Below are 15,882 nucleotides of genomic sequence, written 5' to 3'. Positions count from 1 at the left end.
GAGGAAAGGAGGCACGTTATGAAACGAGGTATCATGCTGCTGTTAACTTTTATCTTAGCTGCTTCAATCATGGGCTGCGTGAAAGTAACATCAGAGCCGTTGACGAAAGAACAATTTCGGGCCATGTACGAAAATGCAAATGCGTTTAAAGGGAGGAGCGTCGAAATCTACGGCGAGGTATTCGCGACGCCCCAAAGACTTGAAAAAATGGTCTATATTCAACTATACGCTGATCCGATCAACCGTGAGCAAAGCGTTATTGTCGCTTTCGAGGAGCCTGGGCTTGACGTGCAAAACGGGGATTATGTCTACGTAACCGGGAAAGTCAAAGATGCTTTTACGGGAGAAAATACGTTTGGAAACAAGCTAAGCGTTCCAAGAATAATCGCAGGAGCCGTCCTTAGAATCGATCCGGCGACCGCCCTTTCTCCCCCCAAACGGAGCAAGCTTATTTCTGAAGCGGGATCGTAACCGCAACAACGGTCCCCTTTCCTATTTCCGAATGAATGTGCAGCTGAGAACGCTCTCCGTAAATGAGTGAGATACGCTGAGCAATATTTTTCACCCCGATCCCCTTCGCCTCCGGATTCAGCAAAGTCTGGACATGCTGCGCCGACATCCCCTTTCCGTTGTCACTTACTTCGAAAAACAGCATCTCGCCGCGCACTTGTCCGCTAATCCGGATCACGCCTCCCTTCTCCAATGCTTCAAAACCATGGATAATCGCATTTTCCACAATTGGCTGCAAGAACAGCTTCGGAACCTTACAATCGCCCGGCAATTGATCCAGCTCATATTCAACCTTAAAGACGCCTTCAAATCGGTTCTCCATAATATGCGTATAGCTTCTCAGCCACTCGAGATCATCCTTTAGCTTCACGATCTCCTGCTTGTTGTTTACCGTATATTGCAGCATCGTGGAAAGACTTACGATCATTTTGCTGATTGCTCTGTCGTCACGGTCGATCGCCATCCAATTGATAATATTCAGCGTATTGTACAAAAAATGAGGATTCAGCTGCAGGTTGAGCGCCATGATTTCCGCTTCCTTCTCGCGCAGCGTGCTCTCATAGTTTTCCTTAATCAGCTCTTGGATTTTCTCGTTCATATGATTGAACTTCTTGATAAGGATGCGAAACTCAAGCTGAGATTGATCCGGAATTTTGGTAGAGAAATCACCGGAACCGGTTAACTGGATCGCAACCAGCATTTTCTTGATCGGATTAGTCAGCCGTCCCGCGATAAAGGAAGCAATAACGATCGCCATGACGATAAGGGCAAGCGCGATCAAGAGATCCATATACCTTACGGTAGGCAAATTCCGAAGCAATTGGTTGTAAGGAATGACGGATACGGTTATCCAATCCGTTACTTTCGAAGTGTCATAAGCAATAAGCACATCCTCGCCGTCCTCCTTGACAAGCGAAGTACCTGAGGAAGCCTTAAACTCATGAAGATACCACTCATTCTCATCAATTGTGCCAAGCTTCGAGATATCCGGATGCGTAACGATTTGGCCGTCTCGAGACACGATATAGAAATAGGAATCTGGCACAGGCAATCTCTGCTCAACCGTATTGCGGTAAAATTCTTCATTAAAATTTATGAGCAGCACAGGACGCTCCACCGATTCCGGCCAAGAATGGCTGACACCGTCAATAATTGGCGAGCTATTGATCATGCGAGCGCTGGAGAACACCATTTTAAACTTCTGATCCATCCCAAAAAGCTGCTCCTGATTATACACTCTCGTCAAATCGTAAGTAGGCACCCATACTATGCTCCCTTGGCGTTCCTTGACTTGTTCGTAAATATAAGATTTTTGAAAGCCCTCCGGCGAAACGGATACGAACGGAGAATTCGTCGTATACGTATGCGTTCCGGATCCAAAGCTGTAGTAGCTGGTCATGAGCTGCACGGTGTAGAAATCTTGACTATGCCCAAAATACTTATACAAAATGGCAGTCGCCTGCCGATCCATCTTCACAAGCTCATAGTCGTTTGCAGGCTGCGGCCTGTCAAATAGGCGAAATAAATCCGGATCGGAGATGAGCGCAACCGTTCTTTCTTCGATATTTTTGTAGACGATATCGCCGATCTCGTTATTTTTTTTGACAATTTCCTGAATGCTGTCCCTCGCATTTCGGACGATGATATCCGAGCTCGCATTATAATTGATATAACCGTTAATAACCGAAGGAAGAGAAATGAGCAGCACAAAAAACAGGATCAGCTTCGTCCTGAATTTCATGTTTAATAATCGGTCCTTCACTAGTGGAATCGTAACGGTTCCCTCCCGTATGGATGTCTGCTGTTATCGGATTATCCCCGTTTCATGCTGCGGGCAATCGACCTGTATTCTTCAGGCGTCAACCCGAACTCCTTTTTGAATACGCGGTTGAAATATTTAACATCCTGATACCCTAGCTGGCTCGCAACCTGATAGACCTTATCGTTGCTCTGCTCGAGCAGCTCCTTGGCCTTCGTCAGCCTAATTTGGGTCAAATATTGACTGAAATTGATGTTCAGCTTGCTCTTGAAATAATGGCAGAAGTAGCTGCTGTTGAAATGAAAGACAGCTGACACCGACTCGAGCGAGAGGTCCTCCATGTAATGCTCTTCCATATATGCCAAGCATTTAAAAATGACCATTTCTTTACTGTCCCGCCTCGCTTCCGTGATCGCAGCAGAAATATCGGAAAGCCGGCCCGCGATGATCGTTTGAAGCTGCCCCAGCGCATGGACTGCAGCAAGAGATTCCGCGATGCTAACAGCTAAGTGTTCTCGAATTTCGGGCTTTAGGTATTCCGTTGCTTCCGTAAGCTTCATAAGCAGTTTCTTGCAGTAACCGATCAGCTCGGCAGGCGCAGGCAGACGTTCACCCTCTACGAGTTTAGCAATGATTGCCCTAGACGCCTCATGAATCGCTTTTTCAGTATGCGATGCATGTATGGCCTCGCTCAACATGGCCTCAAGCCTCGCGTTCGGTTTGAGAAATAAGCGAGAATCAATATTCGATCCTGCACAATCAAATATCATTCTCTCTTCCAAATAAAATCCTTCCATTGCGGCAATGGAAGCCTCTTTGAACAATTGGGGCGCAGCTATGGAAATGGCATCTGTACTGCGGCTTATTCCGACGGAAATGCGAACGCTTTCAAATTCGGCGAGCCTAATTTGCTCTTCAACCCGTGCAAGCAGCGGTTCCTCCAAACGTGAATTCGTTGCTGAGATAAGCAGGCCCCCATCCTGCTCCGAGAAAAAACTAATCGAAGCGCCGTTTTCGCTTAACAGCGATTGCATCCTTGCTTTGATCTGTTCTCTGCATAAATCCAGAGCCTTCTCATCAGACATGTCCTTACCCTGAATCATGGTTACAAGGATGCTGCCCCCGCCATGGAACAGCAAGGAGTCACTGAGCTCCCTTTCCTCATCGCTTGATAGAGGCAGTCCATAAATCCAATCGCTCAAAATACGGTTATGATACAAGGGGATAATGGTTTGCAGCTTTGCCGACAAGCGCTCCTGCTCATGGAGACTGGTAAGCTCTTCTTCTAAGCTTCGTTCAGCCTTTTCAAGAACATGGGTGAATTTGTCGATATCGACGGGTTTCAATACATACTCAAAGGAGCCTAGCCCGATCGCCTTTTGGGCGTACTCGAAATAATCATAGCCGCTTAAAAAAATTACCTTTTGCGGCTTCCGGCTGCTTGGCAGCCTTTCGTAAAAATCAAGCCCGTCCATAATGGGCATTTGAATGTCCGTTATAATGATTTCGAAATTTTCCGAATCGCAAATGTTTAAAGCCTCTTCCCCATTTTTTGCCGTATGTACGGCGTATTCCGGACGGAGCCGGCGCAATATTTTGGACAAGCCTGCCAAATGCCCAGGTTCATCGTCCACAAGTAAAATATTGTACATGTAGATCGCCCCTTTCCCTTGTCGTATCTTCATCCTATTCTACGTAAAATCGGTTTGCAATCGGAGGTTTTGTTGAATAATGGGGAATTCTGCCGATTCACTGCCATCTAGCGTAAACGGCTGACGCCGTCCTTGGCGGCAAAAGCTCGTTTCGCGGTGAAATATAAGCAACGTATAAGGTTGAATTTTATACTTTCTTATATTTCTAGTAAAAGGGATGCCTCTTCGGCATCCCTTTCCCTGCTCCCATCGCTGAGTCTCGTTATCCGTTAATCATTTGCCTTGCCAATGCAGCGAGATCCTCGATGTCGATCTTGCCGTCCTTGTTGAGATCGCCTTTCTGTATGATGCTCCACTGCGGATCATTGGAGGTTTTGCCATAGCTCGCCGATACAATGCCCAAATCGCCGATGCTGATGCGCTCATCCCCGTTCACATCTCCAGGAAGCCCTTTGATGACGGTTGCCTTAAAGGTGCTGAGCGCCGACTGCAGCTCCGCTGTCGCCTGCTCGATTAACTGCGCAGTAGAATCGCTGTTTTCTGCGACGGTGTTTGCAAGACCGATAGCTGCCTGCAATAGAGCTTTTGCCCCCGCCGGATATTGTCCGGCTTTCGTACCTTCCACGGCTGCATTGTGTATGTCCTGAGCCTCGTTGATCATTGCGATTAAAGCTTCTTTATCGATTGCATTAATCATAATGCTCATTGAAGCTCCCGTTAGGACGGATTCGACGCCTTCGCCGTTCGCGACCTCCAGCTTTGCTACGTTGATGCTTGCAGCTGCCTGACCGTCCATGCTCTTTGCTCTCAATCTCAGCATTAGAAGTTCTCCATTCACGCTCGCATCCGTTTCCCCGATATTGACGAGCATGATGCGCGCCGTTCCCGGCTGAAGATCCTCGCCTACTTTAACAAAATTACTGTTGAGAAGAAGCTCCTTGACACCGATCCATTCCAGCTTATCTGCATCGTAGGTAATGACCATATCTTGGGCAAGCACGGACTGCTCCACCCCTTGCAAAGAAACCGTGACGTCGAACTCCGCTGAAGAAGCAATGGCGCTAGGTCCCGATATCAGTGCCGACCCTTGTGAATCCGGCTCCCCCTCGTATAGAGCCTTTATGTCAGCTTCAGTCATCGCAACATCATAGATCCGCAAATCATCTAATGCCGCGTTAAGATGGGAGTTCGCATATTCCGACATGCCAATCATTTTACTCTTGGTAGATGATGGCGTGATTGAGGCAGGCGTTCCATTCACCGTAAGAGTCTGGCTTATGCCGTTTTTGTAGATTGCCCCCTGCTTCGTCGTCGAATCAAATGTAACTGCGATATGAGTCCATTCGCCGAGCGGGAGAAATTCATCCGGACTTTCATTAACATAAAAACCGTTAAAACCGTCCACGATCAAATAGCTGGAGCTGACATCATCCAGATTCGAGCCGTCATAGGTAATGTAAAAACCATTGCCGTTCCAGCCATCCTTGAACCACAAAATATTATTGTTGCGCCCATTCATCGTCACGGTACGTTTAATCCAGTATGAAACTGTAATATCCTTTGGCTGCAACTGCCCGCTGTCGCCCAAATCTACATATTGGTTAGTCCCGTTGAATTTCATTGCACCGCCCTCATGACCGTCATTAATCCACTCGCTGTCATCGCCTTCCGCCAAGCCATGATGCCCTTTCCCTGATGTATCCCCTACCTCTGTTCCTGTTTGCTCGTCGAAAGTATAGTGCGCTACCAGATGCGGGATTGGGGCGGGAGGAGCGGTTACGGTTACGATAACAACTGCTTTCAGGGCCGTACCTTCCACCGTTCCGTTAACGGAAAAACTGCCAGGCTCGGCATATTCCGAAGGAGCTACCGCGTCCCACGCAACGGATGCCGCAGCAGTACTGCCATTCTCATACGTCACGGTAACAGCCTTAGGAAGCTTAGGCGCAGATCCTGCAATCGTTGTTGCAGCAGCCGGTTGAACGGCTTCAATAAGCTTGCCGTCATAAAGCGCCTTTACTTGACTATCGCTCATTGCACCGCCGTAAATACGGAAATCATCCAAAGTTGCTTGAAGCTGAGCGCCGTTATTGTAGCCGGATACGCCGATTTTTTTGACATCAGCTGTAGCTGTGATTGAGTCCGGAGTACCCGTAACGGCAATCTCTTGCTTGATGCCGTTTTTGTAAATCGCTGAATCATTCGTATCTGAGTCGAATGTGATGACAACATTCTTCCATTCGTTCAGAGGCAGAAAATCGTTTGGCGGCTGCTTCACATAAAATCCGTTGAAGCCGTCAACAACGACGAAGCTCGAGATTGGATCTGCCGCATTCGTACCGTTATACGTAATGAACAATCCATTTTGGTTGTAGCCGTTCGTCGGCTTGAACCAGAGCAAGACATTTTCCGCGCTGTTCATGTCACTCGTTCGTTTAATCCAATAGGATAACGTCAAGCTGTCAGGCTGCAAGGCTTCGCTTGTTCCGGCATTGATATAATTCCCGCCCGAGCCGGCGAAGGTCAACGCCGCACCTTTCTTGCCGTCCGGCTCTCTCTTCACCGTTCCTTCCAGCGTACCGTTATGTCCCTGATAAGTGGAGTCGGACACCGTAGTACCTGACGCTTCATCGAAGCCGTACTTTACGATAAGGGCAGGTATAGCTGCTTGCGGCGGCTCCTCCCCTTGCTTCACGGTGACGTGTCCGTATACGTTAAAAGCTGCATCCGCAATAGTGCCTTGAACCGTAAAGGATCCGGGCTGCTCGTATTTAAACGCTCGTACGGGATGCCATTCCACGTTCGCTTGCGAGATCGTTCCGTCGCTGCCCGTAACCTCGATGGTCTCAGGAAGCTGCGGCGCCTGACCCGCTTCCGTTGACACCGCCGCAGTGGCTGCCGCTACGATTCCTGTTCTCGTCTTAAGCCGTAGAATAGAAACGGAATTCGGCGCGCTGTCATACAAGAAGGAGTCTGAAACGTCAGGAAGCACGTTGGTAACAGGCGCTACTTTGTAAGGGTCAGCAAAAGTATTTTGCGAGCTGATGTTATCGGAAGCCAGCACGATCGCCGTTCCGCGCGTTTCAATTCCTGGAACATCCTCAAGGTTTACATTAACCGTCTGCGTGTCAGGAGAGTTATTAACAAGCTTCACTATCATGTCGCCGCTTTCATTGTCCTTGCTCACGACGGAATATAAAGGAGACGTCGCTCCGTTTGAATCGGTAAATTCATGGATTAGCTCACCGTCAATGAAGCATCGAACCTTTGAGCCTGAAAGTTCAATTTTCAGCTGATAGGTTTTGTTCGTCTCCACACGGAACGTCGTATTCACTAAGCTGGCTTCGGTTTTGCTGCCGCCTACCGCCTTCTCCACCAGAGTCCGGGTGTTGCCCCAGCCGCCAATATTCCACCAATAATAATTATCCGTGTCCTTTACGCCGAAGCCGATCAGCATGCCTTCATTCCCCGACTTTTTCGTTGCTTTCAAGGTAATCGTATAGTTGTTCCAGCTGACGTCGCCTGCCGAGTTGCGTGCGGGTGTCGCTGTGCTTGACTGCCGCATGACCCCGTCTGTCACCTGCCATGTCCCGCCGCTCGGGTTCCAATTGCTGTTCGTGCCGCTGAAATCATCGCTGAGCAGCGTTTCGCCGTTAGCTGCGGTAACCAATAAGTCATCGTAATCCACCGCGGTGCTCCAGGAGGCGAGCATGACTTTGCCCGTAACCGGCTTCTGCTCCTGTTCTTCGTTTTGCAGCAGCTCGCTGTCCACCACATGATCGCCTACGTTCGCGCTGAACATCTGCTGCACATAGTAGCTTGGTGCGCAAAATACGTCAGTATTATTGAACCAGATCAAGTCCGGCGTCCACTGCACGAACTTGTCTTTTGCAAACGTCGGCGCGTAAGAAGCAAACCGAACCACATCGCCGTTGCGTTCAAGTCCCGTCATGAAGGCCGCTTCCGAGATCGCGCCCTGCAAATTGCTAAGCCGGCCCTTATCCCCCGATCCGATATGCGCGGCATATTCGCCAACGAATACGGGCGGATCGTTGCGGTTATAGCTGTCGTACCGCTTCGTATTGCTTAGGAACCAAGCTGACGGCTGATACATATGCTCATCGACTACTTGCGCTTTACCCGTCTGGCGAGCCCAGCTCCAAGCCGTGCTGAATTCTGCTCCGGAAGCATACGCACCGGAAGAAAGCATTAAATTAATCGACGGGTATACCGCTTTAATCGCATCATAGAAACGTTGATATCGATCAAAGTAAGCAGATGTCCAATGCTCGTTGCCTAAGCTTAAGTATTTTAAATTGAAAGGCTCGGGATGGCCTGCTGCTGCCCGTTTTGCACCCCATTCGCTCGTTACCGGCCCGTTCGCATATTCAATTAAATCAAGCGCGTCCTGAATATACGGCTGCAGCTCGGCGAGCGGAACGACGACACCTGGCGCGAGAAACTGCTCTGCCATGCCAACGTTGATAACCGGGAGCGGCTCCGCTCCCAAATCCTCCGAAAGCAGGAAATACTCATAAAATCCAAGTCCGCCCGTTTGATAGTAATAAGGATCATTGCCGCGGGCAGGGTCGGACCAGAAATTTTTGTTTATCGGGCGCTCCGCAACGTCGCCAATCGTGTTTTTCCAGCGGTAAAAATTATCAACGCTGCGTCCTCCCACAATGGATCCGCCGGGAAAACGAATAAATTTAGGCTTCATATCCGCCATCGCCTGAACAAGATCGGCGCGAAGACCGCCCGGACGATTCTTCCACGTATTTTGAGGGAAGAGCGAAACCATGTCTAAATCGACAGAGCCTGCGCCGGTCGTGGTCACGCTTAGCTTGGCAGCGGTCGCTGTCTCGGATGCCGTAAGCGTCGCCGTCAGCTTCTGCCATTCATTCGTTATCCCCTCTATCGTCGCTTCACCTATGGTTTCGCTGCTTGCGTTTTGCAGACAGATACGCAGCGGCGACTGGAAAGCACCAATGCTGCGCGCATAGACGGAGAAGTCATAGCGGAGTCCCCGCTCGACAGCCATGCCGCCAAAGCCTGCATTTGCAAGCCCGGCGTCTGCGCCCGGCGATTGTACCGTCAGTCTAGCATAGTGCAGGTTTTTGGCGTTTAACGGCTGCGATGATTCGACGGTCAAATTCGCAGTTCCTCCGCCTTCCGTTACTTTCGACCACGCTCTGAGCGAATCTTCAAATTCGAAGGATCGATTTTGGATAAGCTCCGCATAAAGCCCGCCGTCCCCCGCGTAATTGATGTCCTCCAGAAAAATGCCGTTTAATGTCGGGCTAATGGCTGCACCTTCCTGGGCTCCATTTATGTTCAGCTGATAATCATAGGTTCCCGTTTCCGACAGCTTTGTTTCTGGTTCCTCCTGCACACTCGGAACGAGATCGCTTAGAGTACCTTCGGAGGCCCACGCCGCTATCGGTGAGAAACCTAATGTTCCGGCAAGCAATACGATTAGCGCACTGGAAACCATTTTTCCGAATCGTCGTTTCATGAGATTACCTTCCTTCTCTTATCATCCATGACTTGACCATCCACTCCTATCAGAAGACTACTCCTCTGCCTCAACAACCCGCTTATCCAACATGTTCAGCATTAAGGTGATCGCCTCTGCCCGCGTTGCGGATGCGTTCGGCGCGAATCGATTGCCTCCACGGCCTTGAACGAGCGAAATCTCTACCCCGGCTGCAATAGATGGCTCAGCCCATGCAGGAATTTGATCACGATCCGCGAATGCGGTGCGTTTGTCTATATCGATCGTCAAGCCTAATACTCTCGTTAGGATCACAGTCATTTCGGCGCGCGTGATCGGAAGATTTGCTCTGAACGAGCCGTCTTCGTAACCTTTAATAAAACCTTTGTCAGCTGCTGCTAGGGCATACGGCCTTGCCCATGATGGTATATTCGCGGTATCCGAAAAAGCTGTCGCAACCGTATCTGCTGTTTGAATTTCTAATGCTCTGACCAGCATCGCTGTAAACTCCGCGCGCGTAATGCTGCGGCCGGGCTTGAACGTTCCGTCGCCGTAGCCGTTCACGATGCCTAAGCCGACTGCTCTTTCCACATTCGTCCTTGCCCAGTGATTCTCCATGTCGTCAAAATGAGCACTTTCCGCTTTACCGCTGATGCTGCTTATTAATTGGAACGCAGCCGCAGGCTGGGTCGCCTTAAGCTTGCTGTCCACAAGCTTGGCAGCAGTCAGCTCTATGCTGGCCTTACCTTCGGCCAAAGCTTCAAAGGTAAGCGTACATAAAGTCAATTTCCCATTCTCGCCAGCGATTGCGCCGGTTTTCGTGTGAGCAAATACGATTTTATTGTTTTCGATAATCGGCTTGATCGAGAAGCCTTTAATATCGGACTTCGCTCCGAGCAGCTTCAATCGTTTCGAATCGTAGTTAAACGTCAATTCGTATGCGTACATATCCGTCAAGCCAGCCCCATCGACAGTCACCGTGATCATTTGTCCGACCGGCTGCTTCTCTTTTGCTAAGCTCATCGTAAATTCTGGAGAGCTCGCAGCACCGGCAGCAGCCGGGAATAGGGAGAAGCAAAGCAGCAGCGTTAGCATTGCGGACAGCCATCTCAATTTCATAGGACGTTTCTTCCTCTCCGTAAGTAGGTGGGGAAGGCAGATTCGCCTTCCCCTTGGTTGCTTATGCTTTCGTATCAACGACTAACCTAGAATAAGTCTGGCAAGTGCCGCAAGATCCTCGATATCGATTTTTCCATCCTTATTCATATCCGCTTTTTTGATTTGCTCCCATTGCGGATGTGCTGATGTTTTGCCATAGGATACCGCTACGATTGCAAGATCGCCAACGCTCACCTTGTCATCGCCGCTCACATCGCCTGGCAGCGCTTTGATGATCGAAGCTTTGAACAATTGCAGCGCGTCGTTCAATTGCTGGACGGCCTGCTCGATTTGAGCAGAAGTTACGCCGCTCTTAGCAACAATGGCTTGCGCTGCTTGAATAGCCGCTTGAAGCGCAGCTTTGGAACCGACAGGATACTGGCCAACCTTCGTACCTTCGACTGCTGCATCATGCGCCTGCTGCGCTTCCGCGATAAGGGAGCGGAGCACTGCTTTATTCACACCGTTAATTTGAATGCTATACCCGGCTCCAGCAAGCTCCGTCTCCAGCCCCGCTGCATCAGCGGCAGTCGCTTTCATTATCGTGATATTTGCCATTGCTCCGCTATCCGTATCCTTAGCTTTGAACAAAAGCTTAACGAGCGGGCCGTTTACCTCTGAGCCTGCGGCGTTGATTTTTGCGGTGATGAGACGAATTTCTCCATCCTTCTGACTTTCACCGACGAGAGCGAAATGTTCGTTCAACAGCTCATCCTCTGCGCCAATCCATTCAAGCTTATCGGCATCAAACGCGATTACAATATCTTCGGCGAAAACCGATTGATCCGCACCGCTAATACCGAGAACGACATCAAAGGCTTCTCCGCCTTCTATTTTCTCCGGTCCGCTGAGAGTCGCGGCTGCCGCGTTCTGTGCTTCCGTAACGGTGACTGTTGCCTCCGCCTTCTTAGTTGTTCCTGTAACGGTTCCATTTACTTTAAAAGAGCCCGGCTGCGCGTAAGCTGCTGGAGCGATCGCGTCCCATGTGACAGACAACTCTGCGCTTGCTCCGCCTTCATAGGTCACGCCTACTTTGGCTGGCAGCGTCGGTGCCACTCCGGCTGAAGTCGTAACCTGTACGGCCCCGATTGCTGTCACCGTGCCTCCGGTGACCGAAACGTATGCCTTCACCTTCGTCGTCGAGGCTGAGATAGAGCCCTCTACGATAAACTGGCCGATCTGAGCATACGACTCTGGTGCAATGGCATCCCAGGTAATGATGCTGCTTACGTTATCCCATGAACCGTCGTTGTATAAAACATCGGCTGCCGAAGGCAGTACCGGAGCCTTACCAACGGAAGTAACCGCGTTAATATCGCTAATATTGGTTACCTGCACAGCGTTTGTGACCCTGACATATACGGTAGCTTCCGCTTGCAGCGTCGACCCTTCGATGATTCCCGTCACCTTGAACGAAGAGCCTGGATTTTGCAAAAGCTCCGGATCTATAGGGAACCAAGTCACCTTACCCTCTTGTATTGAACCATCAGCGTACGTTTGCTCGATTTTGGCAGGCAATAGAGGCTGCTCGCCAACCAGCGTCGGTACTTTGACAGCTTTCACGCTTACAGGCGGTTCAGCTAACACTTTCCATTCCAAAATTCCTGTCGATGCATTATTGCTGACCATGACGATACGCAGCTTAGTCGTCATCACGGGTTTGAACTGGACGTTGTTGTAACCGTTTTTGGTTATGCCGTATGCCGTAGGCTCAGCCACATCCACAAGTTTAGTGCCGTCCCAATATTGCAGCTTCCAAGAGGCTGGCAGCTTCACGCCCCCGCCGTCATCCATCCACGAGACAGAAGCTTTTCCGATTTTCACCGGGTTGCTCCATGTATATTCCACCCATTGCGTCCCTTGCTGGCTCCAGTTTCCATATCTCGGAATTCCACCTGCTGAAACGCCGTTAGGTGGATTCGAATTTGGCCAATCCAAGCCGTCATTGACCGCAGCCAATGACTCCCAGCTTGATACGAAGGAGGTTGTCGGCGTCGCGAAGGTCGCCACGTTAATTTCCGATGGCAAAGGATCAACAACGACCGTCAGCTCAGTATCTGACGAGAGCTCGCCGTCGGTTGCTTCAAATTTTAACGTGTAGGTTCCAGCGACCGTAAAGGTTGCGGTTGTGCTTCCTTCCTTCGGATTGGCGAAAACGACGTTCCCCGGACCACTTAGCTTACTCCAGTTCACCGAGACGCTGCCGTCTGGCAATCCGTCATCCACTGCGCTTCCGATTAGCTTTGCTTGCAGCGGCAGCTTCGGTCCGCTATCTTGCGCAGCCGCGACCTCCGGCTTCTCATTAACCGGAACAGGAGGAATAATGCCAGTATGATACACTTGAATTTCTTTTAGCGCCGTTTTGTTCGCTCCCTTGTGCGTCATCGTTACCCGCATTTTGCTGGCATTAACAGCCGGGAACTGTACTTCGTTCAAATTCGCCTGAGGGATCTTCGGAAGCTTATACGGCTTCTGGGCAGGCAGCCACTGCGCACCGTCGAAATATTCGATCTTGTACATGGATGGCTCACTGTAACCGCCGGAAGCCAAACGATCGTTGTAAAAGTAAAGCTTCACATTATCAAATGCCGTCTGCTGCCCGAAATCAATTTCATACCAATCCGTCGCATTTGGCGAGCCCTTGCTCCCCCAGATCGGCGGTGTGAAGGCAGCTTCACGCGGCTTGGATGTTCCGGATATCGTGAATCCGTCCACCGCGTCGCTAACTTTCGTACCCGCTGCCACAAACGAAGCGGATTGCTTTACTCCTTCTGCTGCGACTAGATTCGGGAAGCCAGCCGTTTCTGGGTCTAGGTCGATGCCCGCCTTCTGGAACATGTCTACCATTCTGTCGTCTTTAAGCGCAACATCCTTTGCTTCCTTCATTTGGTCCATTGTACTTTCAAAAATTACCGTACCGTCCTCGTCCGGGAATTCAACCTTGCCTGTATCCGGGTCCCAGACCAGTTGAACGAGTTTATCCGCCGTGAAAGCACGCTCGCCGTCGATAAATACGGAATAACCCTCAGGAGCAGTACCGTAATGCGTCGTGCCGTCCCCTGGCTTATCCCATACAATCGTCAAATCCTGATCATGGTAGTTCAGATTGTTAACCGTAAAATGATCCCAGCCGATATCTAGCGGCCAAAGCTCGATTTTTTTGTCCAGCCTTGGACGCAAGCCTGCCACGTCCTCGATTAAGGTATAATTGTAATTCCCAAGAATATTGTGATGGATCCAAGAGCGGTAATCGATTTTTTGAGTAGCAGGATTCCAGTTCGCCCAGAATTCATTGGCATCCGGGTAGCGCGTATCCCCATCGTAATATTGCGCCCAAGCCACCCAATAAAGCAGCTGCTTATACATATCTGCCGTAATGTATTCCGATGGATAATCCCGCAGCGCTTTCGCGAACAAACGGAACGTTACCGTGGAGTTGATGGTCGAAAAATTGTTGGAGCCCGCTTCCCCTTGGGCTGCTGCTGCTGCTTTATCCTTCTGATTCGCCGTGAAAAACGGGAAGATCGGATATTCGGCTGCATCCTGCCATAAGCGGAAAGCTTCTTTGTACGTATCCTCGTTTGGCGGTACGCCTTCGGTAAACGGATAATAATTGTTAATTTCTTTCCACGGATTAAGTTCGTCCGAGCTGATATGGCGGTGCTTGAATACTTGATCTTCTTCATCCCAAAGCTCTTCCATAATGCCTTCTTGAATATCTGCAGCAAGTGCGCCAAGCTCGGCTTCCTTCTCCTCATTGCCTAGGAACCCATACATTTCGGCTGCCGCTTTCGCACCTCCATAAACGTAAGCGCCCTCTGCCCGCTCTTGGTTGCCCGATTTCCAGTGAAAAGAGACGGCATCCGCATCATTGCCTGTTAATGCACCCCAGTCGTATGCGATGACGCCGTTGTTGTTATTATCGAAGCGATAAAGCTGACCAGCAACGTCTTTCTCCGCATAATGAGCTAAGTTTCCGATTATCTCGGGCTGCCCGCCATGAATTTTGTAGCTGTTCCATGCCGCTTCCGATAAGTATTGGGTGTAGTAATTGTTCCAATTGTCCGGCATGCCCGGGTTATCGGTAAAAGCGCCGCCGTTGGAGGTTTCGCCCACCGATACCCAGTTCCCATACGAATACATGGGATTACGCAAATATTGAAGATCCTGAATGTGCATGGGCTGCGTCAATACGATCGCATTATTGTAGCCCAGTACGCCTTCTATTGAGGTAGGAAATTGAAAGTCATTTCCGGGGATATTGGCATCAAGATAGTTGAAACGGTTCAGCCACCACCGGTAATACGCGATTTTCTTAATATTTTCATCAGGGACATCGATATACGGTACATTATCCGCCCACCATTTGTTATAATCCTGCGTCTGCTTCGCAAGCGCATCATCGTTATTTAGACCTTTGTAGACGTTATACTCCGTCAGCGATTCCGGAATTTCAGTCGTGGTGAAGCCCATAACCACATTAGCCTGCAGCGTTGCTCCGGCCGGAATGCTAATCGTCCGAGTAAGCTTGTTATCCGCAGCAGACATCCCGCTGCCGGATAAACGCGTCATAATTTTCGTTAGATTTCGGGCGGAATTGACCACACCCGTTAGCTCATCGCCTTCTGCCTTGGATACGAACGAAGGATTAACTGTCATCGTTACCGATTTGGCTTCCGCACTTGTATTTTTGAGGTCAAGCAGCGTTATCGCAGCGTTATTATCCGTTATAAATTTGCGCTGCACGACGTTTAATCCTTGCGCATTATGCTCGCTTCTCCAATGGCTCGGCATTTGCAGCCGTTTGCTGACATCCTCCGTTAAAGGCAAGCCACTGAACGTAACCGTATAGGCATTGCCGCCTAGCACATCCTGGTAAGCTGTCCTTCCCGCAAAGCCGATCGTGCCCGGCGTGTGCTCCTTCATATACAAAGCTCTGCCCCGGGTCATTAAATCTACCCCGCGGGCCTCTCTGGCAGGATCGTTGCCGGGACGCGCCAACAACCGATCCATCCAGAAATCAGTACCGTTTTTCTCCTTGTCGTAGATGGCTTGCATCATGCTTTGTTCAGGTAAATAGGATGCCGGCTCCTGCGGAATAACGGTGCCCGAGCTTTTAAAGACGGGCATTCCGGGATTATTGGCCGCCGATGCGAGCGGCGGAATGCTACCGAAGACAAGCGCAAGTCCCAAGGCGAGGGAAACGGTTCGCTTTATCCTTTTTTTCGATCGTGACATGATAGAATCTCCTCCAATAGTTTTAATAATTTCCAAAAGCACATAAATGAAAGCGCTTACTTTACACTTCG

Annotated in this window: 6 protein-coding genes; 1 reads left to right on the top strand and 5 read right to left on the bottom strand. The window is 50.0% G+C overall.

Features of this window, described 5'->3' with window-relative positions; translation table 11 throughout:
* Positions 1 to 18 precede the first annotated feature (18 nt).
* A complete protein-coding gene (locus RCO25_RS24975; protein WP_308998824.1) occupies positions 19 to 471 on the top strand; it encodes a hypothetical protein in 453 nt (150 codons plus the stop codon).
* Here the strand turns inward: RCO25_RS24975 and RCO25_RS24970 are convergent.
* The 5 genes from RCO25_RS24970 to RCO25_RS24950 all read right to left on the bottom strand — a co-directional run bounded on the left by RCO25_RS24970 (position 449) and on the right by RCO25_RS24950 (position 15,811).
* Entirely contained in the window at positions 449 to 2,251 is a 1,803-nt protein-coding gene (locus tag RCO25_RS24970) for a sensor histidine kinase (RefSeq protein WP_308998823.1), read from the bottom strand. The genes RCO25_RS24975 and RCO25_RS24970 overlap by 23 nt on opposite strands.
* Positions 2,252 to 2,322: 71 nt before the next feature.
* Positions 2,323 to 3,921, bottom strand: coding sequence for a response regulator transcription factor (locus RCO25_RS24965; protein ID WP_308998822.1), 1,599 nt, complete (start codon positions 3,919 to 3,921; stop codon positions 2,323 to 2,325).
* Positions 3,922 to 4,183: 262 nt separating this feature from the next.
* Positions 4,184 to 9,436 (bottom strand): LamG-like jellyroll fold domain-containing protein, encoded by a 5,253-nt coding sequence (locus tag RCO25_RS24960; RefSeq protein ID WP_308998821.1) that lies wholly within the window; start codon positions 9,434 to 9,436, stop codon positions 4,184 to 4,186.
* Positions 9,437 to 9,493: 57 nt separating this feature from the next.
* Entirely contained in the window at positions 9,494 to 10,534 is a 1,041-nt protein-coding gene (locus RCO25_RS24955; RefSeq protein WP_308998820.1) for an S-layer homology domain-containing protein, read from the bottom strand.
* A gap of 81 nt (positions 10,535 to 10,615) precedes the next feature.
* Positions 10,616 to 15,811, bottom strand: a complete 5,196-nt coding sequence (locus RCO25_RS24950; protein WP_308998819.1) for an Ig-like domain-containing protein — start codon at positions 15,809 to 15,811, stop codon at positions 10,616 to 10,618.
* Positions 15,812 to 15,882: the final 71 nt, after the last annotated feature.

The organism is Paenibacillus sp. LHD-38, assembly GCF_031157315.1.
GTDB lineage: Bacteria > Bacillota > Bacilli > Paenibacillales > Paenibacillaceae > Pristimantibacillus.
This window is presented reverse-complemented; position numbering and strand designations above follow the sequence as displayed.